The following is an 18,105-nucleotide window of genomic DNA, read 5'->3' on the forward strand; positions in this document are numbered from 1 at the left end:
GAACTCCAGCCAACGTCGCGCACGCTCGGCGCTGTCGGGTATGCACTAGCGTGACGAGGAACCGGTTTCAGATATCGAGTGCTGGTGGGTTAGATTACGGTCCATGCCCGCGTTGCCGGCGTAAGTGGGGTCATGAGACTGTGTCTGATCAGCGGTCGGATTGGGTCGAGTCGATTGTGGCGTGAACAGTGGTTCCTCGTTGAGGCATCGAGGTCAGCACTCCACGTGTTCGTGGACTCCGCGCAACTCACGCGCGGAGGACGGTGAGATGCGCCAGATTTGTGAGAGCGGTCTCTTCGAGGCCGACGGTCGTCTCGCTGGACGATGCTACCGCGACTCGGCGGATCTGTCCAGTTCGATGGGAGTCATGCAGCCAGAGCATCGCCACTTCAGCGAACCCGTCGTTCACTCGGGACCAGCGAGTCCAACTGGGATATCGACCATTGGGGTCGCTTTCGCGACCGCAATACGAGTGAAGGGATGGGCTCTGTGTATCCAACAGACCGATTTCGTCGCTTCAGGCCACGAGACTGCAGTCTTTCACGTTCGGGCGAAGTGTCTCCAAATATCCAAAAGATTTAATATCAATAGCACGCCCCTTGTTCACGGGAATCATGAAGAAACAGCGTCGACAATTCCTGCAAGCGTTGAGTGCAGGTTCGATTGGACTGATAGCTGGTTGTACCGGCGGCGATGATAGTGCTGACACGACAAGTGAAACGGGAACCCAAGAAGAAACGACGACTGGGGATTCGACGGAGACGGAGTCGACCGAGACGTCGTCTGGGGGCACCCAGGAGGTCACCCCGGAGTCGGTCATCCACCAGACGGCCGGTGGCGAAGACATCTGGGACAAGACCGACAAGGGCCACTTCTTCTACACGGAGCAGAGTGGTGACTTCGACGTGCGCGTCAACGTCTACAGTGTCGAGCAGGGCGTCAACGAGTACGCGAAGGCCGGAATCATGTTCCGGAATTCGATGGACCCGGGCGACGTGCACGTCATGACCCGGCGTGCGCCGAGTGGCAACTCGAACGTGCAGTGGCGGCCGGAGAAAGGCGCAGAGGCTGGGAGTCTGACGTCTGACATCGGCGAAGGGAAGGCCCAACTCGACAATTACTTCTGGCCCTGGCATCGCCTGGTGCGAAAGGGAGATACGGTCGAGTTCCACGTCAGCAGTGACGGCGAGGAATGGCAGCTGATGGCCACGCTGACTGGAGACGACGTTGCGCTGGGGGACGGAGGGTTCCTCGGACTCGCCGCGACGAGCCACAACCGCGCGCAGAAGGCCAATTTCTACTACCAGGGACTGGAAGGAGTCACCCCGACCGAGGCAGGGGACCTGGGTGGACCCATCGTGCCGGGTAGTGTCGAAATCCTCGACGAGATGCCGAGCGACGTCAAGCCGCCCGAGAAGCCCGAACCCGCAGCCAACAAGATCGCTCACTTCACCTTCGACGGTGACCAGATCACTGACACAGTCTCCGGAAACACCGGCTCGATGGGCGGCGGCGTCGAGACTGGCGTCAGCGGCAAGGTGGACAGCGCGTTCAAGTTCAACGGTGAGGACGGGTACGCGACGTTCCCCGCGACGGGCCTCGACGCCGAGCAGGCGACCGTCACCGGGTGGTTCAATGTCAGCGAGCACCAGGAGTGGTCGCGTGTGATGCAGGCTGGCGGCAGCTACGAGGCCAGCCCGGGTGAGACGAACGGTGGCTGGGACCTGGGCTTCGAGGGTCCGACGGCCAATCTGGCTGTCACCACCTACGGTTCGCAGAAGGTGCGCCCGACCAAGCACGAGATCGAGTACGACACGTGGTACTTCGTTGCCGTCGTCTTCGACGGCGCGAACGTCGCCCTGCACCTCTACGACGAGAGCGGCGAGGTCGCAGTCGTCGAGAACGAGCAGAAGGGCCGGGGTGTGAACGCCGAAGCCCCGATCACGTTCTTCGCTGGCGACACCAACTACACCGCCGGCATGATCGACGACGTCCGCGGGTTCGACGGCCCGCTCTCGAAGGACAAGATCCAGAGCATCTACGAAGAGTAGGTTGGCAGATTTCCGTCGGCCGACCTGCAATTCACCTTCGACGGTGACCATGTCGCGGATGACGTTTCCGAAGGCACCAGCTCGATAGGCGGCAGCGTCGAGACGGCCGCCACCGGCATGGACGGCAGTGCATCAAGTTCGGCGGTGAGGACGGCTACGCGACGTTCCCCAGGGTGGCCCTCGACGGCGAACGAGCACGAGCACACGTCCAGCTCGAACAGAAGGGTCGAGCAGCTACGATAGCTACGAGGCGATCGACGGACCGGCGTCGACGCTGTCATCCTACGTTTTCATTTCTCTCGCCGCTGAGCGGCAGCGAACATCACAGCATGGCGACAAAATCTATTTGTAATTGGGTTCCTGTGCTTGCACGTATGCCTGAGGATAACGAGACTGGGGACCACTCAGTGTTCACCCGGCGGCACTGGCTCGCGATGGCCGGCGTTGGAATGTCTGGGATGGTCGCTGGCTGTTCGAGCAGCGGGACGGAGACGGAAGCGCCCACGGAGACGACGACCGAGGGAACGCAATCAGACGAAACGACGACTCCAGGTGAGACGACGGGGACAGAAGAACCAACGGAGACCAATGAAGCAGAGGTCCCCGAGGGAGAGCCACCGGAGGACGCCGGATCGTACTATAAGCTGGACTCCGGATTCGCCGATCCGGCGCCGTGGCTCGAATCCGAAGACGTCTCCGTGCACAAGGTCACGGAACCGACTCGAAAAGCACTCGCGAACGCCGTCAACAAATCCGGACCGCGAGTCGTCGTCTTCGAGACGAGTGGTACCATCGACTTGGGTGGCAACTGGATCAAAGTGACGAACGACAAGCTGTGGATCGCCGGTCAGACGGCCCCCTCGCCGGGCATCACCCTGACCAAGGGGCTCCTGCAGATCGCGGCAAACGACTGTGTCGTCCAGCACATCAGGTCCCGTCCGGGCGACGAGGGTGCCGGCGGCAAGCCCTCGGAACTCGATTCGGTAGACTCTGCAGACGGCACCCAGAACAACATCTTCGACCACGTTTCGGCGTCGTGGTCGACCGACGAGGCGCTCTCTGTCGGGTACAATACGGAGAACACGACGGTGTCGAACTGCATCATCTCCGAACCGCTGAACGACTCGCTCCATCCGAAGGGGGCACACTGTTACGGGTCACTGACGGGGAACAACGCCAAGAACGTCGCGTATCTCGGCAACGTCCGCGCGCACGCCAAAGCCCGGAATCCCCGACTCAAGACGGGGACGGAGAGCGTCGTCGTGAACGAGACGGTTTTCGACTACAAGCGGGCGGTCAAACTCGACGACGACAGCAACTCGGCTGTCGTCGGCAACACGTACCTTGACCCCGAGTACTCCTTCGAACCGACCATTCGAAACGGTAATGTCTATCTCGAAGACAACGTCTTCCGACCGAAAGGGACGAAGAAAGTCTCCGAAGATCTGGAGGAGCTCGACGAACCCCCGGTCTGGCCGGAGGGGCTCGAAGCGATGGCTGCCGAGAAGGCTCACGAGGAAGCCCTCGCCAACGCCGGTGCTCGACCGGCTGATCGGACCGCGTACGAAGAACGCATCACCAAGGAGGTCACGAACAGGGACCCAACGAAGGGGTACATCGACAGCCAATCCGAGGTCGGCGGGTATCCCGAACTCGAGGAGAACACCCGTTCGCTACAGGTGCCGGATTCGGGCCTCCGGAACTGGTTGCAGTGGCACGCCCTGGCCGTCGAGGACTCGGAGATCAGCCTGTAATCGACGTCACGTTTCCAGGTGGCTTCATCGGCGGCGAGATTGGATAACTGAACGCCGTCCTAGCCGGTCTTCTCTCGACGGACGCGAACTGCCAGCGTGACACGGTTATTTGAACGGCGTCCAGCGGAAGTAAATCACAGCGGCGCTCGCACCCATCGAGATCACGATCGGTATCAGTGCCAGTTGTGCGACCACGTAGGATGCACTCCCCGGTTCGATGACCAGTAGCGAGAGGCCAAGGAGCAGGAGAAACGTGCTGTCGAGTCCGATGATCATCTTCGACGCGGACTGGAGATCAACCATACGAACCGATTATGGCCCCGCAGTATTTACCCATTTGCTCAATTTAAATAAATAAATTTGATTACGTTTATCGGGCGATGATGCCGTTTCGGCTGGGTGCGTCGGAGCCAATTGTATATTTACACCACAATAATCGTGCGAAAATGGAGTAGATATATACATTTTGGCTACCCTCACTCTATCATGCCAGATTCAGATAGCTGGCCGAGCGCAATCAGCCGGCGGAAGGCCCTTCACGCGACAGCCCTTGGAGGAGTCAGTCTTCTCGCAGGCTGCAGTGGTGGCAACAGCCAGAACGAGGCAACGCAAGGTTCGAACGATGGTAGCAGCAGTGGAGATGGTTCCACCGTCCACGACGCGGAGTTCGTGGAACTGGACCGCCAAGGCACCCCGCCGATGAAGCGTCACTTCAATCCCTGGAACCCCACTAACAATGGATGCTGGTTCCCGGGGCAGGCTGTCTTCAATAGCCTGGCCAAGTACATCCCGGCGTCCGACGAGAACATCCCACTGATCGCGAAGTCCTGGGAAATGCCCGAGGAAAAGGTTCTCGAGGTCGAGCTCAGCGACGAGTACACGTGGCACAACGGGGACACGTTCGTCGCTGCAGACTGGGCGACCCAGTATCAGATCCAGAAGAACCTCGCCGAACTCCAATCCGAAGGCGAGGGGAACGCGACCATCTACGACAGCATCGAGGCCACGGACGACACGCACCTGCGAATCAAGATCAACTCGGATCTGTCCACACGGCGGGCCGTGATGAACACGATTGCCGTGCACAACGGGACCCACAGTTACGGGGTTTTCACCAAACATGATGCCGAGCCATGGTCGTCGTGGCGAGACGCCTTGGTGAACGGTTCGCAAAGCGAAAAGCAAAGTGCCGCCAAGGAGATTTCGACGACGGCAAAGCCAAAGATCCAGAACGCAGTCGGGAACGGTCCGTTCGAGGTCGACCAGGTCGGCGATCAAGAGATCATCCTCAAACGGTACGCGGACTATCCCAACGCCGATCAGATCAACTTCAAGAACTACACCTACTGGATTCCCCCCAACACCGGGCAGGTCTTCCAGCCGTTCGCGAACGAGATCGTTACGGCGACGTCCAAAGGCTTCCCCGTTCAGGACGCCCTGAAGAAGCAACTCCCGAAGAATACGGAACTGTTCCGTGAGGGGCTCTCCGCGAACAAGTTGTTCGCGTTCAACATGGGCAACAAGGTGCAGGATTCGGTCGTGAGCAACCGGAACGTCCGGCGTGCCCTCCTCCACGTCTTCAACCGTGAAGAGGTCAAGAGCCTCCTGTCGGGCGTCAACAAGATGTACAAGTGGCCGTCCTGCCGGATCCCAGGAAAGGTCATGGAAGACGAAACCCACCCGTCGGCAAAGTTCGTCAAGGACAACTTCGAGCAATACGGCGATGGCGATACCCAGCGCGCGGCCAAAATCCTCCGAGGGGAAGGGTTCGAGAAGAACAGCAACGGCGAGTGGATGACCGACAGCGGCGAACGATTCCAGGTGGAGGTACTCAACGCCGCCAACCGGTCGGACTTCGGGATCTGGATCCAGCAAATGAAGGACTTCGGCGTCAAGGTCAACCAGGAGAACATCGACTCCGCGACCTTCGACGAGCGCCGGAAGAAAGGTGACTTCGACATCATTCCCGACGGCTCGTCGGCGAACGGCGTCTTCGCTATGTGGACTGAGGACCTGGTCATCAACTGGCTCCTCAAGACGCTCCTGCACGGCCCGGACGAATACGACATCCCGATGCCGATCGGGGATCCGAGCGGATCCGGCGGCACGAAAACGATCAGTATCTCCGAACACATCTCGCAGTGGATGGTGACGGACGACGAGCAATACCATCACGAACTGATGTGGTGGTGGAACCAGTTCGTGCCGGAGCACGAGAACATGTATCGACCCGACGCTGGCGCAATCAACACGAAGAACTTCAACTGGAACGAGGTGCCTGACTCGGTCGTCAACGGCAGTGCGAATGCGCTTACGTTGTCGCTCAAGACCGAGGGTGGATCTCTCGCGTACCAGCCCTGAGCGTCGGCCCCTAGCGAGACTCCGATTTCGGTAGGGAACCCGGTCCACACCCTTCATTCGACGAAGCTTGCGACACCCCCGAGATTGCGTTGCCTGACGGACCAAAACATTGATTAACGAGGTCACTGATTGTTAAAGAGAGACATGGCTACCATTGACTGGCGTGTGAGACGCATCGGGCAAGCAATCTTTACAATCTGGGCCGTGATTACGTTGACATTCATCTTCATCCGCGTGATGCCGGGGAACCCCCTCGGAGCGTTGCGTTTGCAACTCATCCGCCAGGGGATGTCACCGACGCAGGTGAACGCCCTTATCGAAAAGCGTCTCACCATCGATCCGACCCAACCGATTCCACTGGCGTACGTTGACTATATGATTAGTTTCATCCAGGGGAATCTCGGTCACTCGATATACTACGACCGGCCAGTGATTAACGTCCTTGCCGAAGCCATCCCGTGGACGGTTTTCGTCCTGGGATGGGCCGTGTTCATCAGCTACTCGATGGCCGTCGTCATCGGCGCGACCATGGGGTACTTCGAGGGAGGGAAGTTCGACGTCTCCATGTCCGGGCTCGCAGTGGTCCTCGGTTCGATCCCGTTCTACGTCTTCGCGATCTTACTGCTCATCTTCCTGTCGTACAGGCAGGGCTGGTTCCCGACCGGCGGGCGGTATACGACCGGGACGTCCCCCGGACTCAACATACCGTTCATAACTGGTGTCCTTCATCACGCAGCCCTCCCGATACTGTCGTACGTCGTGATCTCGGGGTTACGTGCGCTCGGGATGCGGGGGAACAGTATCCGCGTACTCGGCTCGGACTACCTCCGCGTGGCGAGGCTCCGGGGCCTCCCAAACCTGACGATAACGACGCAATACGTCGGCAGAAACGCATTGTTGCCGATGTATACGTCCTTCCTCATCAGCGTCGGACGGATGTTCGGTGGGTCTGCCGTTCTCGAGGAAGTGTTCACGTACCGTGGGCTGGGCTACTACATGTTGCACGCGCTCTATCAACGAGACTACCCGCTCCTGATGGGTGCCTTCTCGGTCATGACGATTGCGGTGGTACTCACGCTAGTCATCGCCGACCTGACCTATCCGTTGATCGACCCGCGTGCGGGAGGTGGTAGCGATGAAAGTTACTGAGAACACGACGCTGACCCACGACCGAACGTATCGACAAGAGACCGCGCCAGTACACGCCGAACCGAGGGCACGGACAGCACCGTCCGTCTCGGGGGTGAACTCGAATGAGTGAAAAGAGCGGCATCCGCTCGAACGAAGAAGGTACCGTCAGCTCGCCGTTCGAGATTACGTCGGAGGTCGAGGAGACGCGGAGAGAGCGGTTCGAGAAACTCTACGACACGTACGTCCACACGCCCGTAGAGATCATCTGGAGCGACTGGCGAGCGCGTATCGGGGCGTTCATCCTCGTGATCTATCTCCTGATGGCCATCGTGGGCCCATCCGTGGTCGATCCGGTTCGCACTGGTGAAGGCGGTGCGCTCGTCCAGCCATTCACGACCGCGGAATTCCCGCTTGGAACGGACGACCAGGGTCGGGACCTCTTCGCGATGACGGTCTACTCGGCTAGACCGATGCTCATCATGATGTTCTCCGGGGCGATCACGACCATCGCGGTCGGGACGGGCGCCGGTGCAGTCGCCGGGTATCGAGGAGGATGGATCGACAACGTCGTGAGCGCGATCACGGACATCTTTATCAACATTCCTGGGTATCCGCTCGTGATGACGCTCTCACTCCTGCTACCGATCTCTGGGAACCCCGTCCTGATCGGGATCCTCATCAGTGTCATGGCCTGGGGCGGCCTCTCGCGGAAGATGCGCTCACAGGTCCTCACGCTCCGCAACGAGTCGTTCATCGAGGCGTCACGGTCCATCGGACAGCCCTCCCGGCTCATCGTCTGGAAGGACATCCTGCCGCACCTGATGCCGTACGCGATGATCAACCTCGCCAGTACAGCACGGCGGATTATATTCACCGTGGCCGGGCTGTACTTCCTCGGCATCCTGCCGTACGGTGATCCCAACTGGGGCGTGATGCTGAACCGCTCCTACCAAGCTGGCGCATTCTACCGCCCGCAAGCGCTGCACTGGTTCCTCATCCCGGCGGTCGTGATCATCGTCATCGGGGTTGGCCTGGTGCTGCTGAGTCAGTCGCTCGACCGGGTGTTCAATCCCCGGGTGCGGGCGCGTCATGAGAAACGAACGGACAGTAAGTCACCGATGGAGGAACTCTGAGGTACTCTCACAATGACTACGACACAACAAAACGCGTTCGTCGACGACACCGGTAGTACCGACGCGATCATGCAGTTGCGGGACATCACCGTGACCTTCGATATGGATAGCGGCGAGTCCCGCGTCGTGGATCGTGCGGATCTCGATCTCCGCCGCAACGAGATTCTCGGCATCGTCGGCGAGAGCGGCAGCGGCAAATCGATGCTCGCGTCGTCGATGATGGACGCAATCGAAGACCCCGGCTATCTGGGCGGGGATGTCACCTACAATCCGCAATCGGGTGACCCGGTCGAAGTGCTCGAGATGTCGGACTCCGAACTCAAGAATTTCCGCTGGGACACGGTCTCGATGGTGTTCCAGGGGGCTATGAGTTCGTTCAACCCGACGCTGACAATTCGTCGGCACTTCGTCGAGACCCTCGACGCTCACGATTACAACGTTCCCGACGGGATCGAATACGCCAAGGAACTTCTCTCAGATCTCTACTTAGATCCAGAGCGAGTACTGGACTCGTACCCGCACGAGCTGAGCGGCGGGATGTCCCAGCGTGCGCTGATCGCACTCAGCATGGTCCTCGATCCGGACGTGCTGATCATGGACGAACCGACCGCGGCACTCGACCTGCTGATGCAGCGGTCGATAATCTCGCTCATCAACGAGCTGAAGGACAAGTACGATCTGACGATCGCGCTCATCACGCACGACTTGCCACTCATCGCGGAACTCGTCGATCGGGTCGCCGTGATGTACGCTTTCAATCTCGTCGAAATCGGCCCCGTCGAAGACGTGCTATCGGGATCGATTCACCCGTATACGCGGATGCTACTCAAAGCCACCCCCGACATCGACTCGCCAGTCGAGGAGATGCGCCCGATCGAGGGGGACATGCCCGATCCGTTGAACGTGCCGGACGGGTGTGCGTTCAATCCCCGCTGTCCGTTGGCTGACGGGCAGTGTCGCGAGGTCGACCCGGGGGCGTACCAGGCAACCTCCGAGCACGCTGCGAAGTGTCACTACTGGGAGGCGGTCGACGAGGAGATTCCGATGAGCGAAGAGACGTCCTCGATGGAGTCCTTCGTGGATTCCGCCCTCTCGACCGACCGTCGCACGTGGCAGGATGGCGACGACCCAATCGTCGAGCTCGACGACGTCGAGGTACACTTCGAGAAGGAAGAAAGCGGCTTCCAGTTGTTCTCCTCGCCGTCGACCATTAAGGCGGTCGACGGCGTCTCCCTCGAGATCCACGAGCGAGACGTCACGGTGATGCTCGGCGAGAGTGGGTGTGGAAAGACGACGCTCGGGAAGACGGCCATCGGCCTCCAGCGACCGACCGGTGGTTCAATCGAGTACTACGGCGATACGGAGTCCGGCGGTCCCGTCGACATCTGGCAGGTCCGCGATTCGGGCGCGGAGGACGGGGTCAAATGGGGAGACATCAGAAAATCACTCCAGATCATCCACCAGGACCCTGGGAGCGCGCTCAATCCCCACCGGCGGGTCTCGACGCTGCTCGAGGACCCGCTCAAGCGCTGGAAGCCCGAGATGGACGGACACGATCGCCGGGCACGGATCCTCGGCCTGATCGAGCACTGCGGGATGACCCCGCCCGAGTCGTACATCGATCGGTATCCGCACCAGCTCTCCGGCGGCGAGCAACAACGGATGGCGATCATCCGGGCCATGCTGATGAATCCGGAGTTGATTCTGGCCGACGAGCCCGTCAGTGCACTCGACGTTTCTCTGCGCGTCGAGATGATGGACCTGATGATTCGGCTCCAGGAGGAGTTCGACACCTCCTACTTCTACGTCTCACACGACATGGCGAACGCTCGGTACATCACCGAGAAAACGGGAGGCAGAATCGGGATCCTCTATCTCGGGAACCTCGTCGAAGTCGGGCCACCCGAGCAGATCGTCCACAATCCACAGCATCCCTACACGAAGGCACTGCGGTGGGCGACGCCGAAGCTCCGGAGCGACGAAGCCGAGATCGAGGGCGACACCCCGCTCCGGAGTATCGACATCCCCGATCCGGAGAATCCCCCCAGCGGCTGTCCGTTCCACACGCGCTGTCCCGCTGCACGAGAGGTCTGCAAGAACGAGATGCCCGATTCCTACGCGGGATCCGATGCTCCGGGTCACGAGGTCTCGTGCTTCCGGGCCGTCAACAATCACCAGTACTGGAGCAGTGAACCGCTCGGCGAAGACGGCGATCTGCCGGACGCGTTCATCCAGGACTAACGACCACGGTCCACTTTCGACGGAAGGTTCGAACGTCGTAGTGCGGCTTTTCTGATTGAGTTTGTCGTCCCCGATCAACGAGACTGAACCCTTCGATCAGGCGAGGGTGTCGATTCTTTCGAGCGAACCCTCCAGGCTCCGACGAGAATGCAGCTAAAACACGTTCGCATCGGCGGACACTGCGCTGGAGGAGAGCCATCCCGCCGGTTACTCACCCACAGCTCGGGGACGGTTGAGACTGGGTACCGGGGTGAGCTGCCTCGTTTATCGTCGGCAGTAGGGAGAAGTAGTTTCCTGATCGCGCTAATCGAGTGTGCCGATTACTGTTCGACTTCGAGGGCGTGCTGTCGAAGCCAGGCTCTCAGGTTCGAATCGGGAACGGTCAGTGCGCGGGTGTTCTGTTCGAGTTCGGGATACCCGCCGACTTCTTCTTGACTGTCGATGACGTGGCCCTCCCCGTTTTTGATCATATCGACGATGCGTTCGTCGTGTTCGCTCCGGTCGGCCGGTCGAGCCCCAGCGTTCGTGAGATTATGCGACGAGACGTCGGCGGCGGCCATCGTCTCCAGGTCGTCGGGCCACAGCGGCCGTTCGTCGAGTTTCGTGAGTGCATCTTCTGCTTCCGAGACGCCTCCTTTGACGATGTTGTCTTCGAGGTAGACCTCTGCGGGCTCGTCGCCGAAGGACCGGATCGCCGGCAGCCCTGTCTGTGGTTTCTGATAAACGTTGCCGACGACACTGGCGCGGGTGACCGGTTGTCCGTCGGAGTCACCCATGACGCACCCGTCGTAGTAGTGGTGGATGAGGTTGTTGGCGACGACGGTCTCGTTGCCTTCCTTGAGCCGTGGGTTCCGGTCGGTCGAGTTCGCCCAGACGTTCCCGGCGAGCGTGACGTTCTTGGAGTTGTCGCCGATAAGTGAGTTGTACCCGTGCGGGCCTTTCGGATGGATCGAATCGTCGAGCGGTTCGGCGACCAGGCAGTTGGTGACCGTGTTCTTGTTCGTCTGGAAGCCGACCGAGAGTGCTTCGTCTATCGACCACGAGGCCGAGCAGTGGTCGATGACGTTGTTCTCGAAGTCGTCCTGGATGAAGATGGCGTCTGTCGACCCCGGCGTCGCGTCAGCACCGTCTCCCGGGCGGACCCGAATGTGTTGGACCACGCAGTTGTTGGCCTCGATCTTCAGCGTGCCGCGAGTGAGCGTGATGCCCGGCGAGGGCGCCGTCTGGCCCGCGATCCAGAGGTTGTCGTTTCCGATCGTGAACGCCCGGCCGCCGAGATCGACCGTGCCACTGGTCTCGAAGACGACGATTCGTGGTTTCGTCCCGATGAGTTTCCGGGTGAAATCTTGGAGGTTCAGGTCCGATTCGGTGATCCGGCGGACCTCCACGTCCTCGCCGTCGGCCCACGGGGCCATCTCCGCAAACCCGTCGTCTGGGTCGATCTGCGAGGCGCTTCGCGGTGGTTCGTCTGGTGGCGTGACGACGGGCTCCGTCTCGGTCGTCGTCGACGTTGTGGTCGTTTCGGTTGTCGTCGGGGTCGTCGTGTCGGTCTCCGTCGTCTCGGCTCCGTCAGTTGATTCGCTGTTGGAGTTACACCCAGCGACGGACACACTGACGCCAGCCATACCAACGGCTGCCAAGAACGAGCGTCTATCTCGTCTCATGTTTGAGATACACTAACAGAGTGGGCTCGAATATTTAGACGTTTTGGTGGTTCTTTCGACGAGAACACCGCGAGCCTGAGTGAGCGGCCCACGTCGGCTCGTCGTCCTCGCCGACCATCGACGCGTCGAAAGTGATATCGGGACTGCCGACCGCCGTCGATCCGGGTGCGACGTGCAATTGATCACGCCGGTTCAGAGGCACTTCGTGGGGTCCCAGTTGCCGAAGACTGTCGCCGGGTCGGTGTAGGGGTCGGCTTCGTCGGCGGACAACTGATGGGCCCACGACGCGCGTTCGTCGGGCGTATACCCCGGGCCCGACCCGTTGTACTCGGCGTAGAAGGCCGTCTTTCGCTTGTCGGGCGCGTCGGGTTCGGACCACCGGGCCCACCCGATCGGCTTGATGTGATCGCCCAGTTCGGTGTCGAGAAAGACCGTCCTGGCGTACTTGCCCCATGGGCGACCGAGGTAGAACGAATCGTCCGGTGCGTCCCCAGTGATCGTGCAGTCGTTGAAGACGAGTCCGTAGTCTTCGTTCTGACCCGTCGAGGCTGCAGTGACGTATCCACTGTCGTCGACGCAGTGGATCTGGCAGTGCTCGTAGTAACCCTGACCTGGACCGAAGATGAAGTCGACATCCCCCTCGACGTAGCAGTTCTCGAGGTACTGGGAGCCACCGACGTAGAGCGTGTCCTGAAAACTGGTAATTCGGCAGTTCAGGAACATCGCACGTTCACCTTCTGCCTGCGCGGCGATCGCTTGGCCGAGCGGTTCGGCGTCGTTCCTAATGGTGAGATCCTTCGCCGTGAAGTCCCACCCCCAAATCGTGAGGGTTCCGGTCGCGAACGTCCCGAGGGGGTGTCCGTTCTCGTCTTTCTTGTTGGCGTGGTCGTCGTAGGTGATGATCGTCTTCTCCGGACCGTCACCCAGGAACGTCACGTCCATCGCCTTGACCGGAATCTCAAGTTTCTCCTCGTAGACGCCTTCTTTGATGTATACCTGTGTTCCACTCGGGTCGTTCTTCGGAGTCGCATCGATAGCCGCCTCGACGGTCTCGAAGTCACCACTCCCGTCCTTCGCGACGACGATATCCGGGTCCTTCTCCAGGGTCGGACAGCCGACTTCGTCGAGATTCTCCTGAAAGCTCTCGGTCTCGGTCTGCGTGGTCGATGGTGTTTCGGTCCGGGTTGCACTCGGAGGCTGTGTCTCGGTCGACGTCCCCGGTGCCGAAGTCCTGTCGCCACCGTTCCCGGAACACCCGGCGAGTCCACCGGTCACGCCAGTCCCGGTGAGTGCCAGGAGGCGACGGCGTGACAGCCGGCCCGCGATCGTATCGGAACAATGTTCGTCGTCGTCAGTCATCGGATATCATCTCGAATGTTCGATGTATTCACGTATGTTTCTCGTCGTTGCGGTCACAGACACACCGTCGGGTCCCAGCCGTCGAGGACGGTCTTCGGTGAGCGGTACGGTTGCGCGTCCGATTCGCTCAAGACGTGGCTCCACTCGACGCGCTCGTCGGGCGTATACCCCGGTCCCGAGTTGTTGTATTCGGCGTAGTACGCGGTCTTCGTCTTGTCGGGATGATCGGGTTCGGGCCACGGATGATAGCCTTCCGGGCGGATGTGCTCGCCCATCTCCGTATTGAGGAAGACCGTCTGTGCGTATCGCTTCCACGGCCGACCGAGGTAGAACGAATCGTCCGGTGCGTCCCCCGTGATGGTGCAGTCGTTGAAGACGTAGCCGTACTCCTCGCCCTGCTCCGTCGATGCAGCGGTGGCGTACCCGCTACTGCCTTTACAGAAGATCTCGCAGCCGTCGAAGTACGCCGTCGCGGCACCGAAGATGAAGTCGACATCGCCCTCGATGTAACAGTCCTTGTAGTACTGATTCGTATTCTCGTTGCGCGTATACAGCGTGTCCTGATTGCCCACGAACCGACAGTTCACGAACAAGGCACGGCTCGCGTCGACGCGAGCGGCGACGGCTTGCGCGACTGGCTCCGCATCGTTCCGGACGGTGAGGTCTTTGAGCGTGATGTCGTAGCCGTTGATGACGAAACTGGCAGACCCGGACGTCCCGATCGGATTGCCGAGCGAATTCGTCTTGTCCGCGTGGTCGTCGTACGTGAGAATCGTCTTCTCGGGCCCGGCACCCAGAATCGTGACGTCGAGTTTCCCACCCAACTCCAGTTTCTCCTCGTAGACGCCTTCCTCGATGTACACCTGGTTTTCCTCGAAATCATCGGCTGGTAGCGAATCGATCGCCGCCTGGACGGTTTCGTAGTCACCACTGCCGTCCTTGGCGACGACGATGTCGGGGTCGCGGTCGAGTTTTGGACAGCCGTATTCCTCGAGTTTCTCCTCGACGCTCTTCGTCTCGGTCGGTTCTGCCGTGGACGTCTGCGATTCTGTTGTCGTCGACGCCGAAGACGGGGGTTCGGTTTCTGACGCGGTGCGCTCGGCGTCGCCACCTGTGCAGCCGGCCAGTCCGGTGAGTGCCCCCACGCCCGTCGCGGCGAGCACCTTGCGCCGGGACAGTCGATGCGCAGCAGAATCACGACGTTGCTGGTCGCTCTTTTCCATCTACCAAATGGTCGGGGAACGAACGGATAAATCTATGCCAGCCGACGATTCGCGCGCACAGTACGTCTCGGTCGAGACGACTGCGAGAAACGACGACGCGAATCGGTCCCAGCGTGATGCCTGCTAACGCAACATTTATGCGCCCAATCTCTGTACGAATACGTCATGAACGCCGGCACAGAACCCGGCTCGCGTCTCGCGATCGGAATCGCGGGTCTCGGGTCCGTGGGGATGCGGTTAGGCGAGGAATTTAGAGTGAATCGGGACGCGTCGATCGTCGCCGTCACCGACGTCGTTCCCGAGAACGTCGAGTCCGCCGCGGAGGTCTTCGAGGTCCCAGCGGACGGGCAGTTCGAGAGCTACGAGGCGATGCTCGACGAAGCGAATCTGGACGCGGTCGTGATTGCCACACCCAACGGCCTCCACTACGAGCAAGCGATGGCGGCGATGGATCGAGACCTACACGTGCTGCTGGAGAAACCGATTGCGACGGACGTCGAGGACGCGATGGACCTCACCGAACGCGCCGAACAGTCAGACAACGTCGTCATGCTGGGCTTCCAGCGCCACCTGAATCCCGCGTTCATCGAGGGACATCAGCGGTGGCGCCAGGGCGACGCCGAGCCGACCTTCATCACTGGCGAACTGACCCACGACTGGCGTGACTACTTCGAGGAGATGGACGACTGGCGGATGAATCCGGACCTCAGCGGCGGTGGGCACCTCATCAACGTCGGAATCCACGTCATCGAAGCCATCCTCTGGATGACCGGCCTGAGGCCGGTCACCGTCGATGCGCACGTGTCTTTCCACGACGACGCCGAGATCCTGGACAAGGAGTCGTCGATCCGGATCGAATTCGAGAACGGCACGATCGCGACCTTCACCGACACCGGGCTGGCGACTCGTGCCCGCGAGCACATCCACCTGTGGGACGACGACGGCGCACTGTACTTCGATGGACGGGAGTGGAACGAACGCCACGGCTACGCGATCGACAACGACGGAACGGAACACGACCCGTACCGCGGTGGGAGCGAGGGGAAAGCCGACGCGTTCGTCGAGACGGTGCAGACTGGTGCAACCCCGCCATCGACGGCCCGGGACGCCCTCTGGGGGCTCGCGGTGACGATGGCAACCATGGAGTCTGGTCGCCGCGACGAACCCGTCGACGTGTTGGACCTCTACCCGGGGCTCAGCGCGTTCGAACGATAGCGAGCGAGGGGATTCCTTCTGCGGTCGAGATTTCGCGGACACGAATCGATAGCGGTTCTCGTCGACGCGCCGCCAGACCCCAGACAGTCAGGCTTGTGCCTCGATATCCGTCTCGTCGTCGGTGAGTTCGTCTACGAGGCGTGGGACCATCGTGACGTGGAAGTAGACCGTCCACGCAAGCGCCGCGATGAGGCTCACGCCGACCAGCAAGAGGTTGTCCTGGATTCTCAGTCGCATCACGAGCAGCCCACCCGTCAGCACCACGCCGAGCGTGTATACGTACACGATGACATCTATGCGTGTCAGTTCCATGGCGACTCGTTGACCGCCCCGTGGTAAATCACTGGCGGTCAGAACCATCCAGTTTGCCACTGGGTTCCGTGACCGCTTGCGGTCGATCTACCGAGTGTCGACCGACGGGCCGTCGGGGTCCGTCTCGGTGGCGGCGGCGAGGTCGCCGTAATTTCCGGATAGTGATATCGACGCCGAATTGTCACCGCTCGCCTGGAGGAACGTCCCCTCGTCCGGGGCACTACACCCACGGATTCGCAACGCTTCGACGTCCGATGCGGAGACGACGGGCGACGGGGTATCTTCGACGTGGAGTCCGTCGATCTCGATCTCGCCGGTCGCCTCGAACTGCATCGCTGGGCTCTCGGATGTCCGGATGGTCACGTCGTCGAACCGGACGTCGTCGACGGACTTGCAGAACAGCCCGTGTTGCTGGTCGTACGCCTCGGCCATCGCGGGACTGAGGTCGGTGGCCGAGAGCGGTCTCGTGGCGTCGATATCCACGTTCGAGAACGTGATCGTCTCGAAGTACTGTTCCGGGAGGCCTGCCAGGAACCCGGCGCTCTCGACGTTACGAGCAGTGATGTTCGAGAAGTGGACCCGTCGAACCATCGGAGTCGTCTCGTCGACGTCCGCGGGGTCGCTGTCGATGTCCATGAAGTAGTAGCCATTGACGACGAACGGACACGCGACGTTCCGCATGACGATGGTGTCGAAACGGAGGTCCTCGACGACGCCGCCGCGTCCCCGCTGGGTCTTGATACGGATGCCGCGATCGGTGTTCGTGAACGTGCAATTCGAGACCGTCACGTCGCGAACGTCACCGGACATCTCACTGCCGATCACGACGCCGCCGTGGCCGGCTTCGATCGTACAGTTCGTCACGGAGATCTGCGCGGCAGGTCTGGCCCGTTCTCGACCCTCCTCGTCCTTCCCGGACTTGAGACAGATCGCGTCGTCGCCTGCGTTGATGTACGTATCGCTGAGTCGGACCGATTCCGACGAATCGATGTCGATCCCATCCCCGTTCGGTGCATTCGCCGGGTTTTGGATCCGAGCGTCGTGGAACGTGACGTCTTTCGAGTAGACGACGTGCGTATTCCAGAACGGCGAATTCTGCAGCGTGACACCGGAGACAGAGACGTTCGTGCTCTCGTAAATCTGGAAGAGTGGTGGCCGGAGCGTGAAGCTGCTAACGTCGTCGCTCTTATCGTTCTGCCTATCGAACTCGGCGAGCCGGTCGAGGAGGCCGTCTGGAATCTCCTCGTCGGGTGTCTCGTAGAAGTTCCACCAGTACTCGCCCCCGCCGTCGATGACCCCACGGCCGGTGATCGCGACGTTCGCGGCGTCTTTGATCCACAGACACGGGTGGAATCCGTACTGGTCCCAGCCCTCCCACCGACTCTGGACTGTCGGGAATGCAGTATAGTCACCGACGAACTGGAGCGTGGCACCAGCCTGGAGGTGCAGCGTCGTGTCGTCGCCGACGACCAGCGGGGCCGTGAGGTACGTCCCTGGTGGCACGAGGACCGTGCCGCCCGAGTCTCGGCAGTCGTCGAGTGCCGCCTGAATCGCGTCGGTATCCCTCGTCGATCCGTCACCCACCGCACCGTACTCTTGGATGTCGAACTGCGCAGTAGTAGCGTGCTCCATCAGCTAAGGCCTCACGGAGGGAACGAATA

13 protein-coding genes are annotated in these 18,105 nt (G+C 60.7%); 7 read left to right on the forward strand and 6 right to left on the reverse strand.

The genetic code is table 11. From position 1 onward, the window contains the following. The first annotated feature begins 614 nt into the window (after positions 1-614). Both ACSC1P_RS18715 and ACSC1P_RS18720 read left to right on the forward strand, forming a co-directional pair. Positions 615-2,051 carry a LamG-like jellyroll fold domain-containing protein gene (locus ACSC1P_RS18715; protein ID WP_435361729.1) on the forward strand — a complete coding sequence of 479 codons (1,437 nt, stop codon included), beginning with the start codon at positions 615-617 and terminating at the stop codon, positions 2,049-2,051. A gap of 374 nt (positions 2,052-2,425) precedes the next feature. Continuing rightward, positions 2,426-3,805 carry a hypothetical protein gene (locus tag ACSC1P_RS18720; RefSeq protein WP_435361730.1) on the forward strand — a complete coding sequence of 460 codons (1,380 nt, stop codon included), beginning with the start codon at positions 2,426-2,428 and terminating at the stop codon, positions 3,803-3,805. A 105-nt stretch (positions 3,806-3,910) separates the two neighbouring features. Here the strand turns inward: ACSC1P_RS18720 and ACSC1P_RS18725 are convergent, their stop codons facing one another. Next, positions 3,911-4,108 (reverse strand): hypothetical protein, encoded by a 198-nt coding sequence (locus tag ACSC1P_RS18725; protein WP_435361731.1) that lies wholly within the window; start codon positions 4,106-4,108, stop codon positions 3,911-3,913. A 183-nt stretch (positions 4,109-4,291) separates the two neighbouring features. Here ACSC1P_RS18725 and ACSC1P_RS18730 point away from each other — a divergent pair, with 183 nt between their 5' ends. The 4 genes from ACSC1P_RS18730 (at position 4,292) to ACSC1P_RS18745 (ending at position 10,671) form a co-directional block, all read left to right on the forward strand. Beyond that, positions 4,292-6,166, forward strand: a complete 1,875-nt coding sequence (locus tag ACSC1P_RS18730) for an ABC transporter substrate-binding protein (protein ID WP_435361732.1) — start codon at positions 4,292-4,294, stop codon at positions 6,164-6,166. 144 nt (positions 6,167-6,310) lie between these two features. After that, positions 6,311-7,315, forward strand: coding sequence for an ABC transporter permease (locus ACSC1P_RS18735; protein ID WP_435361733.1), 1,005 nt, complete (start codon positions 6,311-6,313; stop codon positions 7,313-7,315). A 104-nt stretch (positions 7,316-7,419) separates the two neighbouring features. Further along, positions 7,420-8,430: an ABC transporter permease gene (locus ACSC1P_RS18740; RefSeq protein ID WP_435361734.1), complete on the forward strand. Its 1,011-nt coding sequence runs from the start codon at positions 7,420-7,422 to the stop codon at positions 8,428-8,430. Between the two features lie 12 nt (positions 8,431-8,442). Further along, entirely contained in the window at positions 8,443-10,671 is a 2,229-nt protein-coding gene (locus tag ACSC1P_RS18745; protein WP_435361735.1) for an ABC transporter ATP-binding protein, read from the forward strand. A 320-nt stretch (positions 10,672-10,991) separates the two neighbouring features. Here the strand turns inward: ACSC1P_RS18745 and ACSC1P_RS18750 are convergent, their stop codons facing one another. The 3 genes from ACSC1P_RS18750 to ACSC1P_RS18760 form a co-directional block, all read right to left on the reverse strand. Then, entirely contained in the window at positions 10,992-12,296 is a 1,305-nt protein-coding gene (locus ACSC1P_RS18750; protein ID WP_435361736.1) for a hypothetical protein, read from the reverse strand. A 231-nt stretch (positions 12,297-12,527) separates the two neighbouring features. Beyond that, positions 12,528-13,694, reverse strand: coding sequence for a pectinesterase family protein (locus tag ACSC1P_RS18755; protein WP_435361737.1), 1,167 nt, complete (start codon positions 13,692-13,694; stop codon positions 12,528-12,530). 53 nt (positions 13,695-13,747) lie between these two features. Then, on the reverse strand, positions 13,748-14,917 hold the full coding sequence (locus ACSC1P_RS18760; RefSeq protein WP_435361738.1) for a pectinesterase family protein: 1,170 nt from the start codon (positions 14,915-14,917) through the stop codon (positions 13,748-13,750). A gap of 165 nt (positions 14,918-15,082) precedes the next feature. On the opposite strand from ACSC1P_RS18760, the gene ACSC1P_RS18765 reads away from it, so the two are divergent. After that, positions 15,083-16,132 carry a Gfo/Idh/MocA family protein gene (locus tag ACSC1P_RS18765; protein ID WP_435361739.1) on the forward strand — a complete coding sequence of 350 codons (1,050 nt, stop codon included), beginning with the start codon at positions 15,083-15,085 and terminating at the stop codon, positions 16,130-16,132. A gap of 87 nt (positions 16,133-16,219) precedes the next feature. On the opposite strand, the gene ACSC1P_RS18770 is transcribed toward ACSC1P_RS18765, so the two are convergent. Together ACSC1P_RS18770 and ACSC1P_RS18775 are read right to left on the reverse strand one after the other, a co-directional pair. After that, positions 16,220-16,444 (reverse strand): DUF8074 family membrane protein, encoded by a 225-nt coding sequence (locus ACSC1P_RS18770; protein WP_435361740.1) that lies wholly within the window; start codon positions 16,442-16,444, stop codon positions 16,220-16,222. An 87-nt stretch (positions 16,445-16,531) separates the two neighbouring features. Next, a complete protein-coding gene (locus tag ACSC1P_RS18775; RefSeq protein ID WP_435361741.1) occupies positions 16,532-18,076 on the reverse strand; it encodes a glycoside hydrolase family 28 protein in 1,545 nt (514 codons plus the stop codon). Positions 18,077-18,105: the final 29 nt, after the last annotated feature.

Source organism: Haloarchaeobius caseinilyticus, from assembly GCF_051207395.1.
Lineage (GTDB): Archaea > Halobacteriota > Halobacteria > Halobacteriales > Natrialbaceae > Haloarchaeobius.